28 protein-coding genes and 2 tRNA genes are annotated in these 24,969 nt (G+C 72.5%); 17 read left to right on the top strand and 13 right to left on the bottom strand.

Going from position 1 to position 24,969, the window contains the following annotated elements; genetic code table 11:
• Positions 1-79: 79 nt before the first annotated feature.
• Entirely contained in the window at positions 80-283 is a 204-nt protein-coding gene (locus LN037_RS06705) for a cold-shock protein (RefSeq protein WP_018335397.1), read from the bottom strand.
• 215 nt (positions 284-498) lie between these two features.
• Positions 499-572 (bottom strand) — tRNA-Gly (locus tag LN037_RS06700).
• Between the two features lie 646 nt (positions 573-1,218).
• Between LN037_RS06700 and LN037_RS06695 the strand changes: the two genes are divergently transcribed.
• Positions 1,219-1,295: transfer RNA gene (locus LN037_RS06695), tRNA-Pro, on the top strand.
• 73 nt (positions 1,296-1,368) lie between these two features.
• Here the strand turns inward: LN037_RS06695 and LN037_RS06690 are convergent.
• Both LN037_RS06690 and LN037_RS06685 read right to left on the bottom strand, forming a co-directional pair.
• Entirely contained in the window at positions 1,369-1,572 is a 204-nt protein-coding gene (locus LN037_RS06690) for a hypothetical protein (RefSeq protein WP_230751025.1), read from the bottom strand.
• Positions 1,573-2,171: 599 nt separating this feature from the next.
• Positions 2,172-2,648 carry an ArsI/CadI family heavy metal resistance metalloenzyme gene (locus LN037_RS06685; protein ID WP_230751022.1) on the bottom strand — a complete coding sequence of 159 codons (477 nt, stop codon included), beginning with the start codon at positions 2,646-2,648 and terminating at the stop codon, positions 2,172-2,174.
• Between the two features lie 85 nt (positions 2,649-2,733).
• On the opposite strand from LN037_RS06685, the gene LN037_RS06680 reads away from it, so the two are divergent.
• The 9 genes from LN037_RS06680 (at position 2,734) to LN037_RS06640 (ending at position 8,599) form a co-directional block, all read left to right on the top strand.
• Entirely contained in the window at positions 2,734-3,156 is a 423-nt protein-coding gene (locus tag LN037_RS06680) for an ArsR/SmtB family transcription factor (RefSeq protein WP_230751020.1), read from the top strand.
• The gene (gene arsB / locus LN037_RS06675) at positions 3,153-4,268 is read left to right on the top strand and encodes an ACR3 family arsenite efflux transporter (RefSeq protein ID WP_308286116.1); all 1,116 of its coding nucleotides are present in this window, start codon (positions 3,153-3,155) and stop codon (positions 4,266-4,268) included. The genes LN037_RS06680 and arsB overlap by 4 nt, the downstream gene beginning before the upstream one ends.
• A gap of 60 nt (positions 4,269-4,328) precedes the next feature.
• A complete protein-coding gene (locus tag LN037_RS06670; protein WP_230751017.1) occupies positions 4,329-4,631 on the top strand; it encodes a three-helix bundle dimerization domain-containing protein in 303 nt (100 codons plus the stop codon).
• Between the two features lie 134 nt (positions 4,632-4,765).
• Positions 4,766-4,987: a hypothetical protein gene (locus tag LN037_RS06665; RefSeq protein ID WP_230751014.1), complete on the top strand. Its 222-nt coding sequence runs from the start codon at positions 4,766-4,768 to the stop codon at positions 4,985-4,987.
• Complete coding sequence (locus LN037_RS06660) at positions 4,987-5,187, top strand: hypothetical protein (protein ID WP_230751012.1); 201 nt, start codon at positions 4,987-4,989, stop codon at positions 5,185-5,187. The genes LN037_RS06665 and LN037_RS06660 overlap by 1 nt, the downstream gene beginning before the upstream one ends.
• A gap of 274 nt (positions 5,188-5,461) precedes the next feature.
• Entirely contained in the window at positions 5,462-6,040 is a 579-nt protein-coding gene (locus LN037_RS06655) for a methyltransferase family protein (RefSeq protein ID WP_230751009.1), read from the top strand.
• A gap of 152 nt (positions 6,041-6,192) precedes the next feature.
• On the top strand, positions 6,193-7,140 hold the full coding sequence (locus LN037_RS06650; protein WP_230751006.1) for an AraC family transcriptional regulator: 948 nt from the start codon (positions 6,193-6,195) through the stop codon (positions 7,138-7,140).
• 81 nt (positions 7,141-7,221) lie between these two features.
• The gene (locus LN037_RS06645) at positions 7,222-8,226 is read left to right on the top strand and encodes a carbon-nitrogen hydrolase family protein (protein WP_230751004.1); all 1,005 of its coding nucleotides are present in this window, start codon (positions 7,222-7,224) and stop codon (positions 8,224-8,226) included.
• A 43-nt stretch (positions 8,227-8,269) separates the two neighbouring features.
• Positions 8,270-8,599: a DUF4180 domain-containing protein gene (locus LN037_RS06640; protein ID WP_230751002.1), complete on the top strand. Its 330-nt coding sequence runs from the start codon at positions 8,270-8,272 to the stop codon at positions 8,597-8,599.
• Here the strand turns inward: LN037_RS06640 and LN037_RS06635 are convergent.
• Positions 8,589-9,176: a DinB family protein gene (locus LN037_RS06635; RefSeq protein ID WP_230751001.1), complete on the bottom strand. Its 588-nt coding sequence runs from the start codon at positions 9,174-9,176 to the stop codon at positions 8,589-8,591. The two genes, LN037_RS06640 and LN037_RS06635, sit on opposite strands and share 11 nt — an antisense overlap.
• 168 nt (positions 9,177-9,344) lie before the next feature.
• Here LN037_RS06635 and LN037_RS06630 point away from each other — a divergent pair, with 168 nt between their 5' ends.
• The gene (locus tag LN037_RS06630; protein WP_230750999.1) at positions 9,345-10,076 is read left to right on the top strand and encodes a hypothetical protein; all 732 of its coding nucleotides are present in this window, start codon (positions 9,345-9,347) and stop codon (positions 10,074-10,076) included.
• Positions 10,077-10,103: 27 nt separating this feature from the next.
• Here LN037_RS06630 and LN037_RS06625 read toward each other — a convergent pair whose 3' ends face one another.
• The 6 genes from LN037_RS06625 to LN037_RS06600 form a co-directional block, all read right to left on the bottom strand.
• A complete protein-coding gene (locus LN037_RS06625) occupies positions 10,104-10,748 on the bottom strand; it encodes a response regulator (RefSeq protein WP_308286115.1) in 645 nt (214 codons plus the stop codon).
• 13 nt (positions 10,749-10,761) lie between these two features.
• Positions 10,762-11,913: a sensor histidine kinase gene (locus LN037_RS06620; protein WP_230750997.1), complete on the bottom strand. Its 1,152-nt coding sequence runs from the start codon at positions 11,911-11,913 to the stop codon at positions 10,762-10,764.
• Complete coding sequence (locus tag LN037_RS06615) at positions 11,862-12,917, bottom strand: DUF418 domain-containing protein (protein WP_230750995.1); 1,056 nt, start codon at positions 12,915-12,917, stop codon at positions 11,862-11,864. The genes LN037_RS06620 and LN037_RS06615 overlap by 52 nt, the downstream gene beginning before the upstream one ends.
• Positions 12,918-12,919: 2 nt before the next feature.
• A complete protein-coding gene (locus LN037_RS06610; protein WP_230750993.1) occupies positions 12,920-13,396 on the bottom strand; it encodes an RDD family protein in 477 nt (158 codons plus the stop codon).
• A 75-nt stretch (positions 13,397-13,471) separates the two neighbouring features.
• Complete coding sequence (locus LN037_RS06605) at positions 13,472-15,565, bottom strand: NAD(+) synthase (RefSeq protein ID WP_230750991.1); 2,094 nt, start codon at positions 15,563-15,565, stop codon at positions 13,472-13,474.
• 275 nt (positions 15,566-15,840) lie between these two features.
• A complete protein-coding gene (locus LN037_RS06600; RefSeq protein WP_230750989.1) occupies positions 15,841-16,758 on the bottom strand; it encodes an aldo/keto reductase in 918 nt (305 codons plus the stop codon).
• 196 nt (positions 16,759-16,954) lie between these two features.
• Here LN037_RS06600 and tig point away from each other — a divergent pair, with 196 nt between their 5' ends.
• The 4 genes from tig to clpX all read left to right on the top strand — a co-directional run bounded on the left by tig (position 16,955) and on the right by clpX (position 21,315).
• On the top strand, positions 16,955-18,397 hold the full coding sequence (tig, locus tag LN037_RS06595; protein WP_230750986.1) for a trigger factor: 1,443 nt from the start codon (positions 16,955-16,957) through the stop codon (positions 18,395-18,397).
• Positions 18,398-18,565: 168 nt separating this feature from the next.
• On the top strand, positions 18,566-19,165 hold the full coding sequence (locus LN037_RS06590) for an ATP-dependent Clp protease proteolytic subunit (protein ID WP_230751133.1): 600 nt from the start codon (positions 18,566-18,568) through the stop codon (positions 19,163-19,165).
• A gap of 11 nt (positions 19,166-19,176) precedes the next feature.
• Positions 19,177-19,830, top strand: a complete 654-nt coding sequence (locus tag LN037_RS06585) for an ATP-dependent Clp protease proteolytic subunit (RefSeq protein ID WP_230750983.1) — start codon at positions 19,177-19,179, stop codon at positions 19,828-19,830.
• A 198-nt stretch (positions 19,831-20,028) separates the two neighbouring features.
• Complete coding sequence (gene clpX / locus LN037_RS06580) at positions 20,029-21,315, top strand: ATP-dependent Clp protease ATP-binding subunit ClpX (RefSeq protein WP_230750982.1); 1,287 nt, start codon at positions 20,029-20,031, stop codon at positions 21,313-21,315.
• Positions 21,316-21,552: 237 nt separating this feature from the next.
• Here the strand turns inward: clpX and LN037_RS06575 are convergent, their stop codons facing one another.
• Both LN037_RS06575 and fdhD read right to left on the bottom strand, forming a co-directional pair.
• Positions 21,553-22,470: an alpha/beta hydrolase gene (locus LN037_RS06575; RefSeq protein WP_230750980.1), complete on the bottom strand. Its 918-nt coding sequence runs from the start codon at positions 22,468-22,470 to the stop codon at positions 21,553-21,555.
• An 85-nt stretch (positions 22,471-22,555) separates the two neighbouring features.
• The gene (gene fdhD / locus LN037_RS06570; protein ID WP_230750978.1) at positions 22,556-23,398 is read right to left on the bottom strand and encodes a formate dehydrogenase accessory sulfurtransferase FdhD; all 843 of its coding nucleotides are present in this window, start codon (positions 23,396-23,398) and stop codon (positions 22,556-22,558) included.
• A 90-nt stretch (positions 23,399-23,488) separates the two neighbouring features.
• On the opposite strand from fdhD, the gene LN037_RS06565 reads away from it, so the two are divergent.
• Both LN037_RS06565 and LN037_RS34115 read left to right on the top strand, forming a co-directional pair.
• Positions 23,489-24,844: an OFA family MFS transporter gene (locus LN037_RS06565; RefSeq protein WP_230750977.1), complete on the top strand. Its 1,356-nt coding sequence runs from the start codon at positions 23,489-23,491 to the stop codon at positions 24,842-24,844.
• The gene (locus LN037_RS34115; RefSeq protein WP_433802385.1) at positions 24,841-24,957 is read left to right on the top strand and encodes an MFS transporter small subunit; all 117 of its coding nucleotides are present in this window, start codon (positions 24,841-24,843) and stop codon (positions 24,955-24,957) included. Before LN037_RS06565 ends, LN037_RS34115 begins: the two co-directional genes overlap by 4 nt.
• Positions 24,958-24,969: the final 12 nt, after the last annotated feature.

Raw genomic sequence — 24,969 nt, 5'->3', positions numbered from 1 at the left:
GTATGAGGCGTGGGTCCACAGCCCCGGCGGGTCGGGCGGCGGCGCCGGGTGTGGCGGCGCCCGACCGGGTCGGTGCGAGCTAGAGCGCCTGCACCTGGTCCGCCTGCGGGCCCTTCGCGCCCTGGCTGGACTCGAAGCTCACGCGCTGGTTCTCGTCGAGCGAGCGGAAGCCGCCGCCGGTGATCGCCGAGTAGTGGACGAAGACGTCCTTGCCACCGTCGTCAGGCGCGATGAAGCCGAAGCCCTTCTCCGCGTTGAACCACTTGACCGTTCCTTCAGCCACGAATCCTCTTTCAGGGTCGAGCTCCCCGCGGGCGATCTGTCCGCGGGCATTGCCCGACGCCGGCGCACTCGCGCGGGAGACGTTCCTCCAGCGATGCTGACCGGGGCCGTTGTCACATGATCCACGGCACCGCGCACGGCGAGGAAAACGAGACTGCAACGCGACCGACGGTACACGTCCGCAGCAGTCGTGTTCGCGGACCCCGCGAGGTGGCCTGGAGCGGGCGACGGGAATCGAACCCGCGTAGCCAGTTTGGAAGACTGGGGCTCTACCATTGAGCTACGCCCGCGACGGTCCGGCACCCCGGACCGTGACCACCGTAGCCGATACCCGAACGGCGCCACGCTGCCGGGCGTACCCCGGAGACGCTGCTCCGTCCAGGCGGTTGCCCGCCGGTGTGAACTTCGGGTTACTGGATCGTTCAGTAGACGCTCTGTCACGGTTTAGCCCTTGGCTGAACGCAGTGTGAACGGGTACACAAGCGCGGTCGACGGACGCGATGGTGCCGGCACACGTTGCTGATGTGTGACGCTCACCTGGTACTTCACGGTAGGTCCGGCGACGCGTGAACCATGGCCGCGTAGGCCGATGAGAGCGACCGGAAAGGACCGGAGCATGGACACGGAGCGCGACACCAGGGTCATCGACATGGACGAGGACCACATCGTCCGCGGGCTCGACTGACCCGAGCACGACCCAGCACGACGACGGGTGCGGACGACGACGTCCGCACGGCCCGTCGAGCACGACCCAGCACGACCCAGCACGACGAACTCCGGCCGGAGCGGCGACCGCTGCCCGGCCGTCGAGGAGCCGGTGGCGCCCGCACGGCGGCGCCACCGACCGCCGACCGACGCCCCGGGGTGACCCCCCGGAGTCGGCGTCGTCGAACTCGCGTGAGGCGCGGCGCACGGGCGCCCTACACTCGGCGCAGACGGGGTGTGGCGCAGCTTGGTAGCGCACTCGCTTTGGGAGCGAGGGGCCGTGGGTTCGAATCCCGCCACCCCGACCACGCACGACCAGCACGGACGCGGACGGTCGGCCGGCGTCGAGGGCCTCGCTGACGACAGTCGTACGGCAACGGCTCACTGCTCAGCGTCCCGGTCGATGGCGTCGAGGTTCTTGTGCGCGGACATCGTCATGGTCATCCGGACTCCACGGCTGCCGCCCGCTCCACGGCCTGACGCTTGCGCTGTGCGGGGCAGGGCGCGTCGGGTGACCTCGGGCCGCGGAATCGTGGCTTCGGAGCTGTCGTCATCGGCGCCGTCGATGGTCAGGCGGTCCTTCACTCGCTGCACGGTCTGCTCGACGGTCAGGGGTCGCGGCGTCGGGGTCGATGTCCGACCAGCGCAGCCCGAGCACCTGACCGCGGCACAGCCCGAGCGTCGCCGCGACCACGTAGGCGGGCGAGGAACGCGCGGGCCTGCTCCACCGGCAGTCCCTTGCCGACCTCGTCGCGAGGCGTCCTGACCTCGACGAGCTTCGCGACGGTTGCGAGGCACCAGCTCCAGTCGCGATGCGTGGCCGAGGGCGTTGCGGAGCACCGCGTGGACGTCGTGCACCTGACGTACCGCGGGTGCCGGCCACGGCAGCGCCCGACGGAGCAGCACTGCTTCTCGACCGCCCGGTGCGGTCGTGCCACCAGGCGGCGACAACCAGGAGGTCCCGCTCCTCGGCCGGCACGGCGGGCGACAGCTCCTCGGCCCTCCGGGAGACGTGCTGGGTGTGCGCCCAGCGAGCGCCCAGGGGAGCGAGAAGCTCTCGCGCGAGTTCGGCAGCGGCGGCCGGTCCGGGGCGTTCCTGAACAGGCAGCACGGGAGGTGCAGCCGGGGATGAGCCCGCGGCGCGCGCAACGGCCTGCGGAGGTGCCGCCGACTCGTCCCGACGATCAGGACGCGGCGGTTGCCGCGCTCGCGTCGGAGCAACACGCGGCCCGGCCGTCGGCCGTTGCGCCCGAGCCCATGGGCTGGGTGACGATGCCGTCGTGGCCGTAGTCCTGGGAGTCCTCCTTGACGGTGTAGACCTCCCAGGGCTCGTGGCCGGGGCCGTGGACCCAGACCTTGTCCTGGCGGGCGTAGCAGCAGGTGGTGTCGGCCTCGACCTGGGTGAACAGGCCGAGCTCGTCGAGGCGGGCGGTGGCGTCATCGACCTCGGCGGTGGTCTCGACCTCGACGCCGAGGTGATCCATCACGGTGGGGCGGTCCGGGTCGCCTTCGAGCAGGACGAGCTTGAGCGGGGGCTCGGTGATGGCGAAGTTCGCGTAGCCGGGGCGGCGCTTGGCCGGCTCGGCGCCGAAGAGCCGGCTGTAGAAGCGGATCGACCCCTCGAGGTCGGACACGCGGAGGGCGAGCTGGACGCGGGACATCGCTTGTTCTCCTGATCCTGCCGCTGTCTCGATGGCTGTCGATTCAGACCTTGCGCGCTGTGTAGACCGACGTCAAGGTAGACGCATGTCAAAGCAAGAGGCGGGGGAGCGGGTCCTCGCCCAGCTCGCCGACGTCGTCGGATGCTGCTCACCGCTGGCCCGGCAGCCGTTGACAGCCGACCAGTCCACCGAACTGGCGCGGGTGTTCAAGGCGATGGGCGACCCGGTGCGTCTGCGGCTGCTCTCGCTGATCGCCTCCCACGTCGGCGGCGAGGCGTGCGTGTGCGACCTGACCGACGTCTTCGACCTGACCGGCCCCACGATCTCCCATCACCTCAAGGTGCTGCGCGAGGCGGGTCTGATCACCGGTGAGCGCCGCGGCACCTGGGTCTACTACCGGGTGCGGCCCGAGCTGCTCGCCCAGGTCGCCACCGTCCTCGTCCCCGCCGACCCCGCTGGTGCAGCCGCGCCGGGCGAGCGTCCGGTGCTGCCGGTGGTGGAGGCGTGAGCGCGTTCAACGCCACCGAGACCAGCGACCAGGCCGAGGCCGGGGTCGTCGGGAAGCTCTCCACCCTCGACCGGTTCCTGCCGGTCTGGATTCTCGCCGCGATGGCGGTCGGGCTGCTCGCAGGGCGACTGGTCCCCGGGCTCGGGCAGGCTCTCGGCGCGGTCGCGGTCGACGGGGTCTCGCTGCCGATCGCCCTCGGCCTGCTCGTGATGATGTACCCGGTGCTCGCGAAGGTCCGCTACGACCGCCTCGGCACCGTCACCGGCGACCGCCGCCTGCTGGTCTCCTCGCTGGTGCTGAACTGGCTGATCGGCCCGGCCCTGATGTTCGCCCTGGCCTGGCTGCTGCTCCCGGACCTGCCCGAGTACCGCACCGGGCTGATCATCGTCGGGCTCGCCCGCTGCATCGCCATGGTCATCATCTGGAACGACCTCGCCTGCGGCGACCGCGAGGCCGCCGCCGTCCTCGTCGCCCTCAACTCGGTGTTCCAGGTCCTCGCCTTCGGCGCGCTGGGCTGGTTCTACCTCTCCGTGCTCCCCGGCTGGCTCGGGCTCCCGACGGCCGGTCTGGACGTCTCCCCGTGGGCGATCGTCCGCTCCGTGCTGATCTTCCTCGGCATCCCGCTGCTCGCCGGCTACCTCACCCGTCGGCTCGGGGAACGCGCCAAGGGCCGCGACTGGTACGAGGCGACGTTCCTGCCCCGCATCGGGCCGTTCGCGCTCTACGGGCTGCTGTTCACCATCGTCATCCTGTTCGCGCTGCAGGGTGAGGCCATCACCTCCCGACCGCTCGACGTCGTCCGGATCGCGCTGCCGCTGCTGATCTACTTCGCGGTGATGTGGGCCGGGTCCTACGTCCTGGGGCGCGCCGTCGGCCTGGGCTACGGCCGGACCACCACGCTGGCGTTCACCGCGGCGGGCAACAACTTCGAGCTGGCCATCGCCGTGGCGATCGCGACCTTCGGCGCCACCTCCGGCCAGGCCCTCGCGGGGGTGGTCGGCCCGCTCATCGAGGTCCCGGTGCTCGTCGCCCTCGTCTACGTCTCGCTGTGGCTGCGCCGACGACTCTTCCCGCCCCGTCCCGTAGGTGACCAGGTCCGGACAGGGCCATGAGGATGAGCCACGAGCCCGTCCTCCCCGACCCGTCACCGAGTCCCGGCCCCGACGAGCCCCGTGCTCCCGCCACGCCGCGACGTCGAGGCCCTCAGCCTGCTGTCCGCCGATCACCACCTGGCCCGAATCGATGACGCCCTCACCGAGCAGTACGCCGGGGTCTTCTCCCACGAGACGGTCGCGGCCTGCCTGGTCGAGTCCCGCCCCCTGCTCGCCGCCACCGCGAAGACCAACGATCACGTGGCCGTCCTGGCTGAACGATTCGCCCGAGAGCGGCTGATCGCCGCTGCCCGAGCTCGAGGAGCACTCGTGTCCGAGGTCCCCGAGGTCCTTTTCGTCTGCGTCCACAACGCCGGCCGATAACGCTTCGCCTTCTGACGCATCGATTGCGCACAAGCGTATTGCTAAACTCCCTTCCGGACGGTCGGAGTCCGGACGCTCCCGGCAGGTCCGGGAGGCGTGCCTGCGACCGCACACGCGTACAGGGAGACTGCGCTGTGACCGAACCCGCCGAGTGCTCGTTACTCGACTTCCTCGACGGACCAGAGGCCGAGCCCTCGGTGGAGTGGGTCGCCGCGGCGATCAACCGAGAGCCGTCCGAGCGGGCCGAAGAGGCTCTGGTGGCGCAGCAGCGTGCCGAGGCCATCGAGGAGCGCCTCGTCGACCTCCGGGCTCGTCGGCCTTCGCCACTCGTGACGACGAAGCGGTCGGTGTGCTGATGGCGGCCTTCAACGTCAGCGCCGAGCGTGCGTTCGAGTGTCTGCTGTGGGTCAGCCAGCAGAGCAGCACCCCGCTGCCCGAGGTGACCCACCGGTTCATGGACCGGGCCGAGGCGCTCGGCGTCGACGGCCACGACCGGCAAGCCCTCCTCGGTCTGCTCTCCGAGCTCGCCGGCCGCGCCAACGTCCAGGCGAGCTGATCCCGCCGGGCGTCTCGCCCGAGGTGCACCAGAACTGCACCGACCGGGGCCGTGCGATCCGGTCCGGCTGCTCCTCCTGCCCTGCTCGACGGACGGTCTCGGACTGATGTACGCCTGGAACATGCACTTCGGGAGCGAGGGGCCGTGGGGTCGAATCCCGCCATCCCGACCACGCACGACCAGAAGATCCGGACCCGCCGAGCGAGGTGATCGCTGAGCGAGCACATCGCTCCGCTCGATCGGATCTCGGCGTCGCGTGCCTAGGCTCCGCCGCATGCACCGCACGGTCACCGACACCCTCTGGGCGGCGCTCGGTGTGGGTGGCGCCTTCGGCGGCATGTGGGCCGTCGAGCGGCTCCGGCCGCCCGTCACCGGTGACGACCGGGGCGAGCCGCAGCACCAGGCGGGGATCGGCGAGCTCACGCGGGCGTACGTCTTCTCCGCCGGCGTGATCGCCGCGAGCCCGCTGCTCGCCGACGGGGTGCGGCTGCCGCGCTGGTGCGGCCCGGCGGGGCTCGTCGTCCAGGCCGGCGGCATCGGCCTGCGGGTGTGGGCGATGCGCGCCCTGCGCGGCCACTACGCGCACGCGCTGCGGGTCGTCCCCGACCAGCCCGTCGTCCGGACCGGGCCGTACCGCCACGTGCGCCACCCCGGCTACGCGAGCGTGCTCCTGCTCTGGCTCGGCGCCGCCACGAGTGCCCGCAACGCGCTCGCCCCGCTGCTCACCCTCGCCGCCGTCGGCACCGCCTACCGCCACCGGATGGACGCGGAGGACGCCCTGCTGCGCCGCGACCTCCCGGGCTACGCCGGGTACGCCGCGACCACCCCGCGGCTGCTGCCCCGCCCGTACTGACGGCGGGTCGAACCGCTCCGCCGGGCGGTCCGAACGTCGGGTCGCGCCGGGCGGCGGGGTTCAGCAGCGCAGCCCGCGTCTCCCGGCGCACGCACCCGTCGTCGCCACGGTGACGCTGGACACGCGCGCGGAAGCGTTGTTCGATCCCGGCCATGGGTCCGACCCCGGCCGACGCCGTGTGGTCCACGGCCGCGGTGGATCCGGACCTGGCCTTCGACTACTGGCGCGACTCGATCTGCGACGCCTTCGTCCAGCTCTCGGCCCGGCCGCGGCACCGGGGCGCGTTCCGCGGGGCGATCACCCACCACGCCCTCGACGACGTCGAGCTCTCCACCGTCGACGCCGACGCCCAGCGCGTCGACCGCACCCGGGAGCTGGTCCGGCGCAGCCAGGAGGAGTACCTGCTCGCCAGCATCCAGATCGAGGGGTGCGGCCGCGTCGGGCAGGACGGGCGGATCGCCGCCCTGCAGCCGGGCGCGATGGCGTTCTACGACAGCACCCGGCCCTACACGCTCGACTTCGACGGGGCCTTCCGCCAGCTCGTCGTGCAGGTGCCGAAGTCGGCGATCCCGTCGGGCCGGGCCCGCGGCTGCACCGCCCGCGCCCTGGACGGCGTCGGTCCCGCGCGGCTCGTCACCGACTTCTTCGTCGGGCTGGCCCGGCAGCAGGACGTCGGGCACCCCGTCGCGGGCCTCGCCCCGCACGCCCTCGGGCTGCTCGAGTTCGCGCTCGGGCTCGCCGCCGACGGGCACGCCGAGCCCGGTGACGCGGCGTTGCGGGAGCGGGTCCGCGCGGTCGTCGCCCGCGTCGCCCTCGACCCCGACGCGACCGCCGACCGCGTCGCCGCCGCCTGCCACATCTCGCGGCGGACCCTGTTCCGCGTGCTCGCCGCCGAGGGCACGACGCTGACCGAGCTCGTCCGCCACGAGCGGGTGCGGCGCGCGAAGGCGCTGCTGCGGGGAGGACCGACGCCCGTCGCCGTCGTCGCCGACCGGTGCGGTTTCGCGGGGCCGGCGCAGTTCCACCGGGCCTTCCGCGCGGTCGTCGGGACGAGCCCCGCGGCCTGGCGCGACCGGGACGGCACGGATCGCGAGACCTGACGGCACGGATCGTCATCCCGGGCCCGCCCGACCCCGCCACGCTCCGGGGACGAGCCGCTCCCGAGACGACGAGGAGATCCCATGACCCACGTGGTACGTGCCGCCGCGGTCCAGGCCGAGCCGCGCTGGCTGGACCTGGACGCCGGTGTCGAGCACATGGCGAGCTACATCGCGGACGCCGCGGCGCGCGGCGCCCAGCTGGTGACGTTCCCGGAGACGTTCATCCCCGGCTACCCGTGGTGGATCTGGCTCGACGCGCCCGCCATGGGCATGCCGTTCGTGCCGCGCTACGCGGAGAACTCGATGACCCGCGACGGCGAGCACATGGCGCGCATCGCGGCCGCCGCGAAGCAGCACGGGATCCACGTGGTGTTCGGGTTCTCCGAGCGGGCCGGCGGCAGCCTCTACATGTCGCAGGCGCTGATCTCCGACACCGGCCAGGTCGTCAGCGTGCGCCGCAAGCTCAAGCCGACCCACGTCGAGCGTTCCGTGTTCGGCGAGGGCGACGGCAGCGACATCCAGGTCCACGACACCGCCCTCGGCCGCGTCGGCGCCCTGAACTGCTGGGAGCACTTCCAGCCGCTCACCAAGTACGCGATGTACAGCATGAACGAGCAGATCCACGTCGGCGCGTGGCCGAGCTTCTCGGTCTACCGCGGCGCGGCGCAGGCGCTCGGCCCGGAGGTCAACAACGCCGCGAGCCTGGTCTACGCGGTGGAGGGGCAGACCTTCGTCGTCGCTCCGTGCGCCGTGGTCGGACAGGCCGCGCACGACCTCTTCTGCGACACCGAGGTCAAGCGGCAGCTCCTGCTGCAGGGCGGCGGGTTCGCGCGCATCTTCGGCCCCGAGGGCTCGCCGCTGGGGGAGAACCTGGCCGAGACGGAGGAGGGCATGGTCGTCGCCGACCTCGACTTCTCGCTCATCGCGATCGCGAAGTCGGCCGCCGACCCGGTCGGTCACTACTCGCGGCCCGACGTCATGCGGCTGCTGATCAACCGCGCGCCGAACCCGGTGGTCGTCGACCGGAGCGTCCCGACGATGCCCGCCTTCGTCGACGCGGAGGAGCTCGAAGCCACCTCGGGCTGAAATCGGTTGCCGGGGGCGCCGGACGCCGCTGGGATCGGCGCCCGTGGACACCGTGCTGACCCTTCCCGACGACGGGCCGCTGCTCGACGGCGAGCGCGCGGCGCTCGACGTCCTCGGCGACGCGTTCGGGGCGGGCGCGCACACCGTGGTCGTGCCCGTCGGGCGGCTCGCGCCCGACTTCTTCGTGCTGCGCACGGGGGTGGCGGGCGCGATCACGCAGAAGTTCGTGCAGTACGGCGTCCGGCTCGTCGTCCTCGGGGAGCCGACGACGACGGCCGGGCCCGTCGCGGACTGGACCCGCGAGGCCAACCAGGGGCGCGACCTGTGGTTCGTCGCGGACGCGGCCGAGCTCGAGGCGCGCCTCAGCCGGTGAGTCCGGCGGCCCGCCGCGCGCTGCGCTCGAGCCGGGCCACGTGGCCCAGGCGCTGCGCCGCGGCGAGGCCACCGAGGTTGTCCTGGTCGCGGCGCAGCCCGGCCGCCCCGTCGACGAGCTCGCGGACGATGTCGGCGTGCCCTCCGTGCCGGTTCGTCTCCGCGATCAGGTGCACCAGGACCTGGTGCAGCGTGACGGTGGCCCGCTCCTCGGGCCAGTGCGGGACCCGGCCCGGGGCGTCGAGGTCCAGCGCCTCGATCGTCGCGTCGGAGTGGGCCGCGGCGCGGGCGTAGAGCCCGAGGACGTCCGCGCGGGACTCCTCGGCCGGCGCCCACAGGTCCGCCTCCGGCTCCGGGTGCGCCTCGAACCACCCGGCGGTCTCGGCGAACGGCCGGTCGAAGACCTCACCGAGGTACCCCGACTCGACGATCGCGAGGTGCTTGACCAGCCCGAGCAGGTTGGTGCCGGTGGGGGTGAGCGGCCGGCGGACGTCGTACTCGCCCAGCCCCTCCAGCTTCCAGACGACGGCGTCGCGCGCCTGCGTCAGGTACCGCTGCAACGTCGTCTTCGGGTCCATGGAGGTGGCTCCGCCCTGTGTGCACTGGTCCGTGTCCCGACACGGGACGGTACCCACGGGCGCGCGGTGCACCGGCCCCGCCGGGAGTGCGTGCGAGCCGATGAGGCATCGTCGGGTCACGGCACGTGCCCGTGCCGCCTACCGTCGAGCAGGGGAGCAGGACCCGCGATGACCGAGGGACGCACGAGCGTCGGCGAGACGGACGCGGAGGTCGAGCGCACCTCGACGACGTCGGAGACCACGCCCGCCGGGCGCACCGACGCCGACGACGCGACCGCACCCGCCGTCGGGACGTCCGGGGACGGCGACGGCGGGGAGCCGCAGCCCGGCGACACCGTGGCCGCCGCGACGCTGCCCGGCGGGACGACCGACGGCGCGACCGGGGAGGACGCGACCGACGAGGGCCGCCACAGCGCGCCCGAGAAGGACGCGACGGGGTCCGACGACGACTGGGCCGACGCCGAGGACCGCGCCTACAAGCGCGAGCTCCGCAAGGGCCTCGCCTTCGGGACGGCGGGTGGTCTCGTCCTGGGGGCGATCGTCGCCCTGCTGCTCGGCGCCTTCGTCTACCCGGGCTACCTCGGCGGCCCCGGGAACCCCGAGGACACCGCGAACCAGGTCGTCACCGCCCTCGCGGCGAAGGACGCGCCCGGCCTCGAGCAGGTCTCCTGCAAGGGCCCCGACGGCAACTCCGTTTCGCAGCTGTCCCCGCAGGTGCTGCAGCTCATCGGCTCCGTCCGGCCCTCCGGCCCGACCACGACGGTGATCGACACCGAGGCCCGCACGCCGGTCGACCTCGAGCTCACCTTCCAGGGCCAGAGCCAGGCCCTGCCGTCGGAGATCGTGCTCGGCCAGGCGCAGGGCGCGTGGTGCCTCAAGGGCCTCGCCCAGCGCCAGTAGCACCGCCGACCGCCTGCGCCGCGGGGCCTACCCGGTGAGGCCCGCGGCGTAGGCGAGCAGCCCCACCTGCGTGCGGTTGTCGCAGTCGAGCTTGCGCATCACCGCCGAGACGTAGCCCTTGACGGTCGCCTCGGACAGGAAGAGCCGGCCGCCGATCTCGGCGTTCGAGAGCCCGGCCCCGATCGCCGCGACCACCTCGGTCTCCCGTTCGGAGAGCACCGCCAGCCGCTCCGCCGCGCGGGTACGGGCCTGCGACGGGGCGGCGGAGGCGTGGACCAGCCGTGCGGTCGCCTCGGGGGAGAGCACCGAGTGCCCCTCCGCGGCGACCTGCACGAGGCGCACCAGGTCGGTCGGCTCGGTCGACTTGAGCAGGAAGCCCGAGGCGCCGGCACCGAGCGCGCGCAGGACGGCGTCGTCGGCGTCGAAGGTGGTCAGGACGACCACCGCCGCCCGTGCCGCGACGAGCTCCGGCAACGCGGCGAACCCGTCGACGCCGGGCATCCGCAGGTCCAGCAGCACGACGTCGGGTCGGTGCCGGACCGCCTCGTCCACGGCCTCCGCGCCGTCGGCGGCGGTGCCCACCACCTCGATCTCGTCCGACGCGTCGAGGATCGTGCGCAGGTGGGCGCACACCATCGGCTCGTCATCGACGACGAGGACCCGGACCGGCACGTCCGGGAGCGTCTCACGCCCCGGTCGGGACGTAGGCCGGGAGCCGGGCCCGCACGGCGAACCCGGACGCCTCGGGACCGGCCTGCAGCGTGCCGCCGACCATCGCGACCCGGCGTCGCAACCCGTCCAGCCCCGCGCCGCCGCCCGACGTCGCGAGCTCCGGGTCGGGCTCCCCGCCGGCGTCGACCACCGCCACCCGCGCGCCGTCGTCGTAGGAGACCTCGACCGTCACCCGCGCGCCCCGGGCGTGCTTGCGCGCGTTGCTCAGCGCCTCCTGCACGACCCGGACCAGCGTGCGCGCCACGGTGGGGGTCAGCGACGACGGGTCGCCGTGCTCGGTGCAGGTGACGTCGAGCCCGACCGCGCGGGACTCCTCGACGAGCGTGCGGACCGCGTCGTGGTCGACCTGCGCGGGCGCGGTGGGGGAGCCCGACGTCGCCGGCCCGCCGGAGCGCAGGACCCCGACGAGGTCGCGCAGCTCGGCCAGCGCCACCCGCCCGGAGCGCCGCAGGTCCTCGGCCGCCCGCCCGACGACGGGGTCGGTCGTCGTGGCCTGCAGCGCGCCGGCCTGCAGGACCATGAGGTTGACCCGGTGGGTGACGACGTCGTGCATCTCGGCGGCGAGCCGGGCCCGCTCCTCGGCGCGGGCGGTCTCCTCGGCGCGGTCGGCGCGCTCGTGCGCGGCCGCAATCAGTTCCCGGCGCGTGCCGACGTACAGCCCGGCCAGGGCGACGAGGACCGAGGCGAACAGCAGGAACGCGTGGTCGTTGACGCGGAACCCGATCCACCCCTGCTCGCTGACGAAGGAGGCGCCGAACAGCATCGGCACCACCCACCACAGGTGCGCCCGGCGGTGCAGGTGCGCGCCGGCGGCGTAGATCGCGCCGTAGACGAACCAGTTCCCGGTGAGGACGAGCGTGAGACCCGCCGTCAGGACCGCGACGAGCATCGGGCGGGCCCGGCGGAACACCAGCACCACCGTCAGCACGGCGGTCAGGACGAGCGCGAGGGCGTCCGACCACGGCACGAGCGGGTGCCGGGGCGGGGGGAACAGGACGACGAGGCCGACGCTCCAGAGTCCGAACGCCAGCGCGACGGCCACGTCGGCGGGCTTCACGCCCCGCGTCGCAGCGGCGCACGCCGTCCCCAGGTCAGGCACCGCCACCCCCACTCCACCGGGCCGTAGGCGAATCGTCGCAGCCAGAGGCGGCTCCAGACGACCTGCACGACGAGGATGCCCAGCGTCAGCCCGGCGATGGCCGGGGCGTCGGCGAGGGAGTCGATGCCCAGCAGCGGTCCGAGGACGAGGAACAGGACCGTGGCGGACAGGTAGTTCGTCAACGCCATGCGTCCCAGCGGCGCGAAGACGGCGTCGAGCGCGGGGCCGACGGGCGTGCGCAGCAGGAGCAGCACCAGGCAGGAGTACGCGATCGCGCCGGCCACGGCGGCCGCGGCCTGCAGGAGGTTCCCGCCGAGAGCGCCCCCGAGGACGCTGACCGCGGGCAGGGCGACCCCGGCGACCTTCGCGGCGGTCCAGGCGCCCACGACGACAGCGCTGATCACGAACGCGACGGCGATCCGCCCCGGATGGCGCGCCAGGCCCTCCGGCGCCCCCACCCGGGCCAGGCCGAACCCGACGGCCAGCAGTCCGACGACCATGCCGTAGCTGGTCTGGACCTGGGGGAGGAGGACGAGCAGGACGATCCCGGCGCCGAGGCACGCCCGCGGCGACAGGAACGACAGCGGGATCAGGACCACCAGCCCGACCAGGGCGTAGGGGAAGAGGGCCTCCCCGATGTGGAAGAACTGGTGGACACCACCGATGACGAGCAGCACCGCGAGCCGGCGGGTGAGGACCACCCGCGGCCGGCCGGTTCGGCGGGCAGCGCGCTCGAGGAACAGTCCGAACCCGACGCCGAAGAGCAGCGCGAAGATCGGCAGGAACCGCTCGTAGAAGATCAGGTCGATCGCGACGGGGTACACGCCTCGCGCCGAGGGGTCGCCGCGCAGCCACACCAGCTGCTGGTAGACGTTGATCACCAGGATCCCGCAGAGGGCGACACCGCGGAGCACGTCGAGCGACTCGATGCGCGTGCCCGGCGTGGTGATCGTGGACGGCTCGTCGGCCCGCGGCGGGCGCTGCCGGGGCACGGTCGGGTCGGTGGTCATGGTCAGCTCCGGACGACCAGGGTCCCGGCGACCATGTCACCGAGGCGGCGGCGGTTCCTCGAGTTCAGGATGATGACGAATCCGACCAGACCGGACACGGCGCCGTCGACGATCAGGCAGATCATCCGCAGGAGGTGCGCCACCGCGCTCGGGGCGCCGCCGTCGACGGCGCGGACCGCCCGGACGCCGGCGAGGCGCATCCCGAGGGTGCTGCCGCCCGTGGCCGTCGGGACCGCGACGAAGGCCGCGAGCCAGAACGCGATGCCCAGCACGATCGCGAGGATGCGGCCGGCCGGGGACATGCCGCCGTAGGCCGGGTCGGTGAACACCGCCTCGAGCACCTGCGTGAGGACGTAGCCGACGGCGCCGAGCACGGCGACGTCGACGATCAGTCCGACGATGCGGCGACCGACCACGTCGGTGCCGGGGGCGTGTGACGCCGCGGCGGCGGTCCGGGGCGGGATCTGCTCTGCGGTCATGCCGTCGAGCCTGGCCGGCCCCGGCCCCTCCGCACCGCCCCCGACCGTCGGCGGCGGCACCGACGAAAGTCGGGTTCAGCCGGGCCAGTTCTCGGGGACCTCCCGGGCGATCTCGTCCGACCAGATGCGGGCCGACGAGTCCGAGGGGGCGCGCCAGTCGCCGCGCGGCGAGAGTGCGCCGCCCGCGGAGACCTTCGGACCGTTCGGCACCGCGGAGCGCTTGAACTGCGCGAACTGGAAGAAGCGCTGCGCGAAGACCTCGAGCCAGTGGCGGATCTCGGGCAGGTCGTAGGCCACGCGGTCGTCGTCGGGGAACCCGGCGGGCCAGTCGCCGAGCGCGGCGTCGTGCCAGGCGTGCCAGGCGAGGAAGGCGACCTTCGAGGGCCGCGACCCGTGCCGCAGGATCTGGAAGAGCGTGAAGTCCTGCAGGTTGTACGGGCCGATCTTCTGCTCGCTCGACTGCACCGGGGCGTCCTCGGTGGCGGGCACCAGCTCGGGGGTGATCTCGGTGTCGAGCACCGACGCCAGCACCTCGCCGACCTCGTCGGAGAACTGGCCCGAGGAGATCACCCACCGGATGAGGTGCTGCATCAGCGTCTTCGGCACGCCGCCGTTGACGTTGTAGTGCGACATCTGGTCGCCGACGCCGTAGGTCGACCATCCCAGCGCGATCTCGGAGAGGTCCCCGGTGCCGAGCACGATGCCGCCGCGCTGGTTGGCCGCCCGGAACAGGTAGTCGGTGCGCAGCCCGGCCTGCACGTTCTCGAAGGTCACGTCGTAGACCGGCTCGCCCTGCGAGAACGGGTGGTCGAGGTTGCGGAGCATCAGCCGCGCGGTCTCGGTGATGTCGATCTCGGCGAACGTGACGCCCAGGGCCTCGCACAGCCGCTGCGCGTTGCCCTTCGTGCGCTCGCCCGTGGCGAAGCCGGGCAGCGTGAAGGCGAGGATGTCGCTGCGCGGCCGGCCGGCGCGGTCGAGGGCGCGGGCGGCCACGATCAGGGCGTGGGTCGAGTCCAGCCCGCCGGACACGCCGATCACGATCTTCGGCTCGCCGATCGCGCGCAGCCGCTGCTCGAGCCCGGAGACCTGGATCGAGTAGGCCTCGTAGCAGTCCTGCTCGAGCCGGGACGGGTCGGCGGGCACGAACGGGAAGCGCTCGACCTCGCGCCGCAGGCCGAGGTCGCCGTCGCGGGGCTCGAGGGCGAACTCGACGGTGCGCCAGTCGGCGAGGCGGTCCGCGTGCGCGCGGCGGTTGTCGTCGAACGTGCCCGTGCGCAGGCGCTCGGAGCGCAGCAGGTCGAGGTCGACGTCGGCGACCGCGTGCTGCTGCCCCTGCGGGAAGCGCTGCGTCTCGGCGAGCAGCCGCCCGAACTCGTGGATCGAGGTCTGCCCGTCCCAGGCGAGGTCGGTGGTCGACTCGCCCTCGCCCGCCGCGGCGTAGACGTACGCGGCGGCGCACCGCGCGGACGCGGACCGGGCGAGCAGCTGACGGTCGTCCGCGCGACCGACGGTGATGGGGCTGCCGCTGAGGTTCGCGAGCACCGTGGCGCCCGCGAGGGCGGCCTCGGCGCTCGGCGGCACCGGGACGAACATGTCCTCGCAGATCTCCGCGTGCAGCACGAACCCCGGCACGTCGGTCGCCGCGAAGAGCAGATCCGGCCCGAAGGGCACGTCGGCGCCGAGCAGCCGGATCGTGCCGCGCTGGTCGTCGCCCGCGGCGGCCTGGCGACGCTCGTAGAACTCGCGGTAGGTCGGCAGGAAGGACTTGGGGGCGACGCCGAGCACGCGGCTGCGGTGCAGCACGACCGCGCAGTTGTACATCCGGTGCCGGTGGCGCAGCGGGGCGCCGACGACGAGCACCGGGGCGAGCTCCGCGGTCCGCTCGGCCACCGTCGCGAGTGCGTCCTCGACCGCGTCGAGCAGCGTGTCCTGCAGCAGCAGGTCCTCGATCGAGTACCCGGAGAGCGTCAGCTCCGGGAAGACGACCAGCGCCGCCCCGTCGTCGTGACAGGTCCGGGCCATCGCGACGACCGCCTCGGCGTTCGCGGGCGGGTCGGCGAGCGACGTGCGCAGCGTGGCGGCGGCGACGCGCGCGAACCCGTGCCGGTAGGTGTTCCTGAAGTCGTACGAGCCGATGCCGGGCACCGTCGGTCCCTCCCCGGTGATCACGTGGTCGCCGGGAGTGTGCCCGACTCCACCGACATCGACGCCGGGATCTCGGGGGACCGGGCGGGGTGTGCCCCGCCCGGCCCGTGGCTCAGCGGCGCCTCGCCGGCCGCCGGCGCTTCGTGCCGTAGCCCGCCAGCGCGTCGAACACGGTCAGCACCCGCTCGACCGCGTGTCCGGCCCGTCGCAACCTGCCCATCGCGATGTCACCTCTCCCGGGGACGACTCCGTTGCGGCCCCGACGGTCGCAGAGGAGATCCGTGTGCGACCGACGGGGGTCAGACCCAGGCCATCGCGCGCCGCGCGGTCCAGTACTCCCCGGCGGGCGTCGCGAGCGCGTCCAGGGCGGCGAGGTCGTCGTCGGTGAGCGACACCGGCGCGAGGTTGGACCGCAGCTGCCCGGGACCGGCCGCCCCGCACAGCACGACGTCGGCCCACGGCTGCGCGGCGATCGCGGCCAGCGCCACCGCGTCCGCGCCCACGCCGTGCGTCGCGGCGACCCGCCCGAGCGGCGCCGGCGGGTCGACCACCAGCCGGCCGTTCGCGACGCCCTCCTTCACGAGCACCAGCGCGCCCGCGTCGTGCGCATCGGCCAGGGCCGGGCCGACCGAGGTCTCGAGCAGGTTCCACGTCGACTGCACGGCGGTGAACAGGGGAGCGCCGCCCACCTCGAGGGCCAGGCCGCGCCGGACCGCGTCCGGCTGGTCCGGACCCGACGTCGAGAACCCGAGGCGGACCCCGTCGTCGCGCAGTTCGGCCAGCGCCGCCTGCAACGGCCCGTCGTCGAACAGCGGGGAGTCCGTGGTGAGCGAGTGCACCTGGTAGAGGTCGGGGACGCCGAGCACCGCGCGGGTCTCGGCCCACTGGGAGCGGAGGTGGGCGAGCGTGTGCTCCTTCACCTCGTGGACCTTGGCGTCCGGGTCCCAGCCCGCGGTGTAGCGGTAGCCCCACTTGCTCGAGACCACGCAGTCCCGACGGCGGGCGGCGTCGGTCGCGAGCCACCCGGCGAGGAACTCCTCCGCGCGCCCGTAGGACCGCGCGGCGTCGACCCGCCGGACCCCGGCCGCCCACGCGGCGTCGAGGGTGGCGTGCGCGAGCGCCCGCAGCTCGTCGACGCTGCGGTGCACCCCGTCGCGACCGACGTTGACGTAGGTCGGTCGGCCGAGCGCGGCCAGGCCCAGGGCGAACTCGGTCACCGCGCCACCCTATCGGTCGTCGCGCGCGTGCGCGGTGACATCGGCGCTGGTCAGGGCCGCCACCCCGCGATGTCGGGGGGCACGTCTAGACTCGCGGACAACGCCCGGGCGGGTGTCGACGTCGAGGCCCGTACGGGTCACCGTCGTACGCCCCCGGGTCGCGATCTCAGAAGTCCCGCCCGGAGGAGAACGAGCTGTGAAGTCCACCGTCGAGCACCTGTCGCCGACGCGCGTCCGTCTCGCCGTCGAGGTGCCGTTCGACGAGCTCAAGCCGACCTTCGACCAGGCGTACAAGAAGATCGCCCAGCAGGTCCGCGTGCCCGGCTTCCGCCCGGGCAAGGCTCCCGCCCGCATCCTCGACCAGCGGCTCGGCCGCGGCGTCGTGCTCGAGGAGGTCGTGAACACGGCCGTCCCGCAGAAGTACGGCGAGGCCGTCGGCGAGGCGGAGCTCAACCCGCTGGGGCAGCCGGAGATCGAGGTCACCTCGATCGACGACGGCGACAAGATCGCCTTCACCGCCGAGGTCGACGTCCGGCCCGAGATCACCCTGCCGGACTTCTCGACGATCTCGGTGTCGGTCGACGCCGCCGAGGTCACCGACGAGGACGTGGACGACCAGCTGAAGGGCCTGCAGGCCCGCTTCGGCACGCTCACCGGCGTCCAGCGCCCCGCCGCGAAGGACGACTTCGTGGTGATCGACCTCGCCGCGACCGTGAACGGCGAGGCCGTCGAGGAGGCGCAGACCTCCGGGATGAGCCACCAGGTCGGGTCCGGTCAGCTCATCGAGGGCCTCGACGACGCGCTCGAGGGCATGTCCGCCGGGGACACCAAGACCTTCACGACGAAGCTCGTCGCCGGCGACCACGCCGGGGAGGAGGCCGAGGTCACCGTCACGGTGTCCCAGGTCAAGGAGCGCCAGCTCCCCGAGGCCGACGACGAGTTCGCCCAGCTCGCCAGCGAGTTCGACACGCTCGACGAGCTGAAGGCCGACCTGCGCGAGCGCCACGGCCGCGTCAAGAAGATGGAGCAGGCCGGGCAGGCGCGGGACAAGGTGCTCGAGGCGCTGCTCGAGGCGGCCGACATCCCGGCGCCCGAGGGCGTCGTCACCTCCGAGGTCGAGGTCCGCGCGCACGAGGCGGTCCACGAGTTCGACCACGACGAGGACAAGCTCACCGCCTACGTCGAGTCCCAGGGGCAGACCCGGGAGGAGTTCGACGCCGAGCTGCGCACCGCGGCCGAGCAGGCCGTGCGGACGCAGCTGCTGCTGGACGAGGTCGCCGAGAAGGGCGAGATCCAGGTCGACCAGCAGGAGCTGATGGAGCGCATCTTCATGCAGGCCCAGCGCTTCGGCATCAGCCCCGAGCAGTACATCCAGCAGGCGCAGCAGGCCAACCAGCTCGGCGCGATCTTCGCCGACGTGCGCCGCGGCAAGGCCCTGGCCTCCGTGGTCCAGGCCGCCACCGTGCTCGGCCCGGACGGCGAGCCGGTCGACCTCTCGGAGCTGTTCGGCACGTCGACGCCCGAGGAGGGCGACGAGGCCGCCGACGCCGCCGAGGTGGCCGACGAGACCGCCACCGCCGCGTCGGGGTCCGACCAGGACGAGGACGCGGTCGTCGAGGGCGCTCCCGCGAAGAGCTGACACCACGGTCGTCGCGGGTCCGTGTGCCCACAGCGAACACGGGCCCGTGACGGACGATCGGGGACCTCTCGATCGTTAGGGTCGGTGGCAGCGCTGCGTCAAGTACCCCAAACCCAAGGAAAGCAGGGACAGGTGAGCCAGCACCTCTCCGACCCGTCCGGGGCGGTCATGCGTTCCGCCGGCGGGTCGATGACGCTCAACGACTCGGTCTACGAGCGCCTTCTCCGGGAGCGCATCGTCGTTCTCGGCCAGGAGGTCAACGACGCGATCGCGAACCAGATCTCCGCACAGCTCCTCCTGCTGTCGGCGGAGGACCCCAAGTCCGACATCCGCCTGTACATCAACTCGCCGGGCGGCTCGGTCTCCGCGGGCATGGCGATCTACGACACCATGCAGTGGATCGAGCCCGACGTGTCCACCGTGGCCATGGGCCTCGCGGCCTCCATGGGGCAGTTCCTGCTCTCGGCCGGTGCCCCGGGCAAGCGCTTCGCGCTCCCGCACGCGCAGATCATGATGCACCAGCCGTCGGGTGGCCTCGGCGGCACGGAAACCGACATCACGATCCGTGCGGAGTCGCTGCGCAAGCTCAAGCGTCAGCTCGCCGAGCTGATCGCGGAGCACACCGGGCAGACCTTCGAGCAGATCACCGCCGACTCCGACCGTGACCGCTGGTTCGACCCGTACGAGGCCAAGGAGTACGGCTTCATCGACCACGTGGTCACCCGGGCGAGCGACGCGGGCTCGAACGGCAACGGCACCAGCGCCTGAGGAGACGCACCATGAGTGAGCTTCACGTTCCGGGTGGGCGTGCCTCGGCGTCGCCGGAGGCCCGCTACATCCTCCCGTCGTTCGTCGAGCGGACGAGCTACGGCGTCAAGGAGTCCAACCCCTACAACAAGCTCTTCGAGGAACGCATCATCTTCCTCGGGGTGCAGATCGACGACGCGTCCGCGAACGACGTCATGGCGCAGTTGCTGTTCCTGGAGTCCAACGACCCGGACCGCGACATCACCATGTACATCAACTCGCCGGGCGGATCGTTCACCGCGCTCATGGCGATCTACGACACCATGCAGTACGTCCGGCCCGACATCGCCACGGTCTGCCTCGGGCAGGCCGCGTCGGCCGCGGCGGTCGTGCTCGCCGCCGGTGCCCCGGGCAAGCGCCTGGCCGTGCCGAACGCGCGCGTCATGATCCACCAGCCGGCCACCGAGGGCTTCTACGGGCAGGCCTCCGACCTGGAGATCCAGGCCAACGAGATCACCCGCATGCGCCGGCTGCTCGAGACCACCCTCGCGAACCACACCAACCGCACCGCGGAGCAGGTTCGCGCGGACATCGAGCGCGACAAGATCCTGACGGCCGACGAGGCCAAGGAGTACGGGATCATCGACGACGTCGTCGCGAGCCGGAAGCTCTCGGCGAACCGGTAGCGCTCCGCGGTGGGTGGTCCCGACGGACCGCCCACCGCGTCGCCCGGCCGGGACGGCGCGTCGCCGCCCGTCCCGCGCACTCGACCAGCAGGATCGCCGCACCCCGAAGCCTCCCGCCGTGGCGGAGTGGACGGGTACGGTCAATCACGACAGCGCGCACCGTCCGGGTGCGCCGGATGGGACACGGGGTCTGCTGCGATGGCACGCATCGGTGACGGCGGGGACCTGCTGAAGTGCTCGTTCTGCGGGAAGAGCCAGAAGCAGGTCAAGAAGCTCATCGCCGGTCCCGGCGTGTACATCTGCGACGAGTGCATCGACCTCTGCAACGAGATCATCGAGGAGGAGCTCGCCGAGGCCGGTGAGGTCAAGCTCGACGAGCTCCCGAAGCCCACCGAGATCCACGAGTTCCTCGACCAGTACGTCATCGGTCAGGACGACACGAAGAAGACGCTCTCGGTCGCCGTCTACAACCACTACAAGCGGGTGCAGGCGGGGGAGAAGAACCGGGAGAACTCCCGCAACGACGACACCGTCGAGCTGGCGAAGTCGAACATCCTCATGCTCGGCCCCACGGGCTGCGGCAAGACCTACCTCGCGCAGACGCTCGCGAAGCTGCTGAACGTGCCGTTCGCGATCGCCGACGCCACGGCGCTGACCGAGGCCGGCTACGTGGGCGAGGACGTCGAGAACATCCTGCTGAAGCTGATCCAGGCCGCGGACTACGACGTCAAGCGGGCCGAGACCGGCATCATCTACATCGACGAGGTCGACAAGATCGCGCGGAAGTCGGAGAACCCGTCGATCACGCGCGACGTCTCCGGCGAGGGCGTGCAGCAGGCGCTCCTGAAGATCCTCGAGGGCACCACGGCGAGCGTGCCCCCGCAGGGCGGGCGCAAGCACCCGCACCAGGAGTTCATCCAGATCGACACGACGAACGTGCTGTTCATCGTGGCGGGGGCGTTCGCCGGTCTCGAGAAGATCATCGCCGAGCGGGTCGGCCGCGGCGGCCTCGGCTTCGGGGCGGACATCCGGTCGAAGGCCGAGATGGAGTCCGCCGAGTCGTTCGCCGACACCATGCCCGAGGACCTCATCAAGTTCGGTCTGATCCCCGAGTTCATCGGTCGCGTGCCGGTGATGGCGTCGGTGTCGAACCTCGACAAGCCCAGCCTGGTGCAGATCCTCACCGAGCCGCGCAACGCGCTGGTGAAGCAGTACCAGAAGCTGTTCGAGATGGACGGGGTCGAGCTCGAGTTCAATCCCGAGGCCCTCGAGGCGATCGCCGACCAGGCCATCCTGCGCGGTACCGGCGCGCGTGGTCTGCGGGCGATCATGGAAGAGGTCCTCAACCCGGTCATGTACGACATCCCGAGCCGCGACGACGTGGCGAAGGTGGTCGTCACCGAGCAGACGGTGAAGGAGAACGTCAACCCGACGATCGTCCCCCGTCAGCCGGCCCGCCGGGAGCGCCGCGACAAGTCGGCCTGATCCTCGACGCCCACGAACGGGCCGTCCGTCACGCTCGTCGGTGACGGACGGCCCGTTCGTGTTCTCGGGCTCACTTCCGCGACTGGTACACCACGCAGGTTCGTGGCCCCGGATTCCTGCGCTGTGTACCACTCGGGGAGCGGCGGGTCCGGGCCCGCTCGCGCCAGTGGTCAGCCACGCATGCCGGAGGGCACCGGAACCTGCCTGGTGTGCACCTCGGCGCCGGGCGGTCGGGCGCTACAGGTGCGGGTAGGCCGAGTTCGACGAGACGGGGCCGAACGGCAGGGTCGAGGGCGCGACGTGCTGGCCCAGGAACGCGATGACCTGCGGCAGGATCGTCGCGTAGTACGAGCCGGTGTGCGCCCCGGGGCTGATCCGCGAGTACTGCGGACGGGCCAGCGCGATGTAGCGCCGGACGGCGTCGGCGAACGAGTCCCGGTCGCCGCACCACATGCCGGTCGGGGTGCCGGCAAGTTCCGGGTAGAAGCGCAGCGGGTCGTTCGCCTCCCAGTCGGCGACGCCCGCGAACGGCCGCCGCGCGGCGACGGCCCAGTCGGTGAACAGGCCCGGCGACATCGCGGCGACCGCTTTCACCGGCGCCTGCATCCGGGCGCGGGCCCGCGCGTACATGAGCGACCCGGCGCCGCCCATCGAGACCCCGGTGGCGAGGGCGGGCACGCCCGACATCCCGCGCTGCCCGAGCCAGGCCGGCAGTTCCTCGAGCAGCATCCGCATCGGGTCGTCGCCGACGCGGAACGGGTGCCAGTAGTTGTCCCCGCCGTCGAGGGCGGCGATCGCGAACGGCGGCACCCCGGACGCCCAGGCGATGCCCAGGGCGCGACGCATGCCGGGGTCGCCCCACCAGAGCGCGTTGCCGCCGAGCCCGTGCAGGCCGACCGCGACGGGCAGCCGCCGCCGGTCGACGCCCGCGGGGGAGGAGATGACGAGGCGCACCGAGCGGTTCCGTGCCCTCGAGGTGACCCACTCGACGGTCGTGGCGGCGTCGGGCGTGCGCGGGGGCCGCGGGACGGCGGGGACGCGCTGCGGGATCGGCGCTGGCGTCTCGACGACCCCCGCGAGGCTCGCCGCGCCGGCGGCCAGCGCACCGGCGCCGACCACCGCTCCACCACCGAGCAGGAGCCGTCGACGGCTCACCCGGCGTCCCTGCCCCGACACGCTGCGCCCCCGTTCATGTCTCGGCACCGCTCGTCCGCGGTATCGATCGTGGCGCCGGGTGACGTTACCGGGGATCCTCGTCGATCCCCGTGATCCGGGACGCCCCGGCGTAGATGTTCATCGAGCGGCCACGGAGGAAGCCGACCAGGGTCATGCCCGCGTCCTCGGCCATCTCGGCGGCGAGCGACGACGGTGCCGACACGGCGGCCAGGGCCGGGATGCCGGCCATGACGGCCTTCTGGGTCAGCTCGAACGACGCGCGCCCCGAGACCATCAGCACGGTACCGGCGGCGGGGACGGCCCCGGAGAGCAGGGCGTGCCCGACGACCTTGTCCACCGCGTTGTGCCGGCCCACGTCCTCCCGGACCGCGAGCAGCGTCCCGTCGGCCCGGAAGAGCCCGGCCCCGTGCAGGCCCCCCGTGGAGTCGAAGACCTTCTGCGCGGCGCGCAGGGCGTCGGGGAGTCCGAAGAGCACGTCGGCGTCGATCGTCACCGGGTCGTCGGCGGGGGAGAAGGCGGTGCGGGTGCGGACCGCGTCGAGCGAGGCCTTCCCGCACACCCCGCAGCTCGAGGTCGTGTAGAAGCGGCGCTCGACGGAGTCGTCCGGCGGTGCGACGCCGGGCGCGAGCGCGAGGTCGAGCACGTTGTAGGTGTTGCGGCCGGTGTCGTCGACCGAGTCGCAGTAGCGCGCCGTGGCGATGTCGTCGGCCGAGGTGATCACGCCCTCGGTCAGCAGGAAGCCGTGGGCGAGCTCGACGTCGTGCCCCGGCGTCCGCATCGTCACCGCCAGCGGCTTCCCCTCGATGCGGATCTCGAGCGGTTCCTCCGCCGCGAGCGCGTCCGGACGGCGGGACACCCCGCGCTCCCGGACCCGGACCACGGGTCGACGGACGGTCACCCTGCCCACCGGAACCACCTCCTTCGTCCCGAATGGCTGATTGTCCCCACCGGTGCGATAGTGCAGCGGTCACACACCGATCACACTCGGTTGCGCACAGTGGAGGTCGCGTTGGGATTCCTGGACCGCTCGGCCATCGTCGCACCGCCGGGGTGGAGCCGCTGGCTCGTCCCGCCCGCGGCCCTCGCCGTGCACCTCTCCATCGGTCAGGCCTACGCGTGGAGCAACCTGAAGACCGGGCTGGGTGAGGGGCTCGACCTCTCCGGCACGGCGACGGCGCTGCCCTTCCAGCTCGCGATCGTCATGCTCGGCCTGTCGGCGGCCTTCGGTGGCACCACCGTCGAACGGCGCGGTCCGCGCTGGGCGATGTTCGTGTCGATGTGCTTCTTCTCGGCCGGCTTCCTCATCTCGGCCGTCGGGCTCTTCCTGTCCCAGTTCTGGCTGGTCGTGATCGGCTACGGCTTCTTCGGCGGCATCGGCCTCGGCATCGGCTACATCTCGCCGGTCTCCACGCTGATGAAGTGGTTCGCGGACCGTCCCGGCATGGCCACCGGCATCGCCATCATGGGCTTCGGCGGCGGCGCGCTCATCGCCGCGCCGATCGAGACCAACCTGCTCGCGGCGTTCGGCACCACGCCCGGCGGACTGGGCGCGACCTTCCTCGTCATGGGCATCGGCTACGCGATCTTCATGTCGGTGGGCTGGCTGCTCGTCCGCGTGCCCGCCGACGACTGGACGCCGCCGAACCCGCCGCAGCAGTCGAAGCAGGCGGCGAGCGACGAGGTCGCGGTGTCGGCGGCGACGGCGATCAAGCTGCCGCAGTTCTGGTTCCTCTGGGTCGTGCTGTGCTTCAACGTCACGGCCGGCATCGGGCTGCTGGAGCGGGCCAACCCGATCTACCAGGACTTCTTCGCCGAGACCGGCCCGGCGACGGTGATCGCCGCGGCCGCGGGCGCGTTCGTCTCGATCCTGTCGCTGGCCAACATGCTCGGCCGGTTCGTGTGGTCGTCGGCCTCGGACGTCATCGGCCGCAAGAACATCTACCGGATGTACCTCGGCGTCGGCGCGCTGCTCTACCTGGTCATCCTGACGATCGGCGAGGGCAACAAGATCGTCTTCCTCATCGCCTCGCTGCTCATCCTGTCCTTCTACGGCGCCGGGTTCGCGACGGTGCCCGCCTACCTGAAGGACCTCTTCGGCACCTACCAGGTCGGCGCGATCCACGGCCGGCTCCTGACGGCGTGGTCGGCGGCCGGGGTGCTCGGGCCCCTGGTGGTCAACGCGATCGTCGACGCCCAGGGCGACGTCCCCGGGCCGGGCAAGTACAGCGTGTCCTTCATGATCATGATCGGTCTGCTGGTCGTCGGGTTCATCTCGAACGAGCTCATCCGGCCGGTCGACCCGAAGCACTACGTCCGCACCGACGACCGGGTGCACGAGGAGGCGGCGCGATGAGCCAGGCGACGGGGTCCCGGTCGGTGCTGATGGTGCTGGCCTGGCTGTGGGTGCTGATCCCGTTCCTCTACGGGGTCTACCAGCTCGTGATCAAGATTCCGGCCCTGTTCTGACCGCGCCGTAGG

Source organism: Actinomycetospora soli (assembly GCF_021026295.1).
Classification (GTDB): domain Bacteria; phylum Actinomycetota; class Actinomycetes; order Mycobacteriales; family Pseudonocardiaceae; genus Actinomycetospora; species Actinomycetospora soli.
Note: the sequence above shows the minus strand (reverse complement) of the source record. Positions and strands in the feature narration are given on the sequence as shown.

What these genes read in the sequence shown, in the direction of transcription:
- LN037_RS06685 (WP_230751022.1), bottom strand. Translation starts at nt 2,648, where the DNA reads ATGTCCCGCGTCCAGCTCGCCCTCCGCGTGTCCGACCTCGAGGGGTCG.
- LN037_RS06680 (WP_230751020.1), top strand. Translation starts at nt 2,734, where the DNA reads ATGTCAAAGCAAGAGGCGGGGGAGCGGGTCCTCGCCCAGCTCGCCGAC.
- LN037_RS06660 (WP_230751012.1), top strand. Translation starts at nt 4,987, where the DNA reads ATGGCGGCCTTCAACGTCAGCGCCGAGCGTGCGTTCGAGTGTCTGCTG.
- LN037_RS06655 (WP_230751009.1), top strand. Translation starts at nt 5,462, where the DNA reads ATGCACCGCACGGTCACCGACACCCTCTGGGCGGCGCTCGGTGTGGGT.
- LN037_RS06650 (WP_230751006.1), top strand. Translation starts at nt 6,193, where the DNA reads ATGGGTCCGACCCCGGCCGACGCCGTGTGGTCCACGGCCGCGGTGGAT.
- LN037_RS06645 (WP_230751004.1), top strand. Translation starts at nt 7,222, where the DNA reads ATGACCCACGTGGTACGTGCCGCCGCGGTCCAGGCCGAGCCGCGCTGG.
- LN037_RS06635 (WP_230751001.1), bottom strand. Translation starts at nt 9,176, where the DNA reads ATGGACCCGAAGACGACGTTGCAGCGGTACCTGACGCAGGCGCGCGAC.
- LN037_RS06630 (WP_230750999.1), top strand. Translation starts at nt 9,345, where the DNA reads ATGACCGAGGGACGCACGAGCGTCGGCGAGACGGACGCGGAGGTCGAG.
- LN037_RS06615 (WP_230750995.1), bottom strand. Translation starts at nt 12,917, where the DNA reads ATGACCACCGACCCGACCGTGCCCCGGCAGCGCCCGCCGCGGGCCGAC.
- LN037_RS06610 (WP_230750993.1), bottom strand. Translation starts at nt 13,396, where the DNA reads ATGACCGCAGAGCAGATCCCGCCCCGGACCGCCGCCGCGGCGTCACAC.
- LN037_RS06590 (WP_230751133.1), top strand. Translation starts at nt 18,566, where the DNA reads ATGCGTTCCGCCGGCGGGTCGATGACGCTCAACGACTCGGTCTACGAG.
- LN037_RS06585 (WP_230750983.1), top strand. Translation starts at nt 19,177, where the DNA reads ATGAGTGAGCTTCACGTTCCGGGTGGGCGTGCCTCGGCGTCGCCGGAG.
- clpX (WP_230750982.1), top strand. Translation starts at nt 20,029, where the DNA reads ATGGCACGCATCGGTGACGGCGGGGACCTGCTGAAGTGCTCGTTCTGC.
- LN037_RS34115 (WP_433802385.1), top strand. Translation starts at nt 24,841, where the DNA reads ATGAGCCAGGCGACGGGGTCCCGGTCGGTGCTGATGGTGCTGGCCTGG.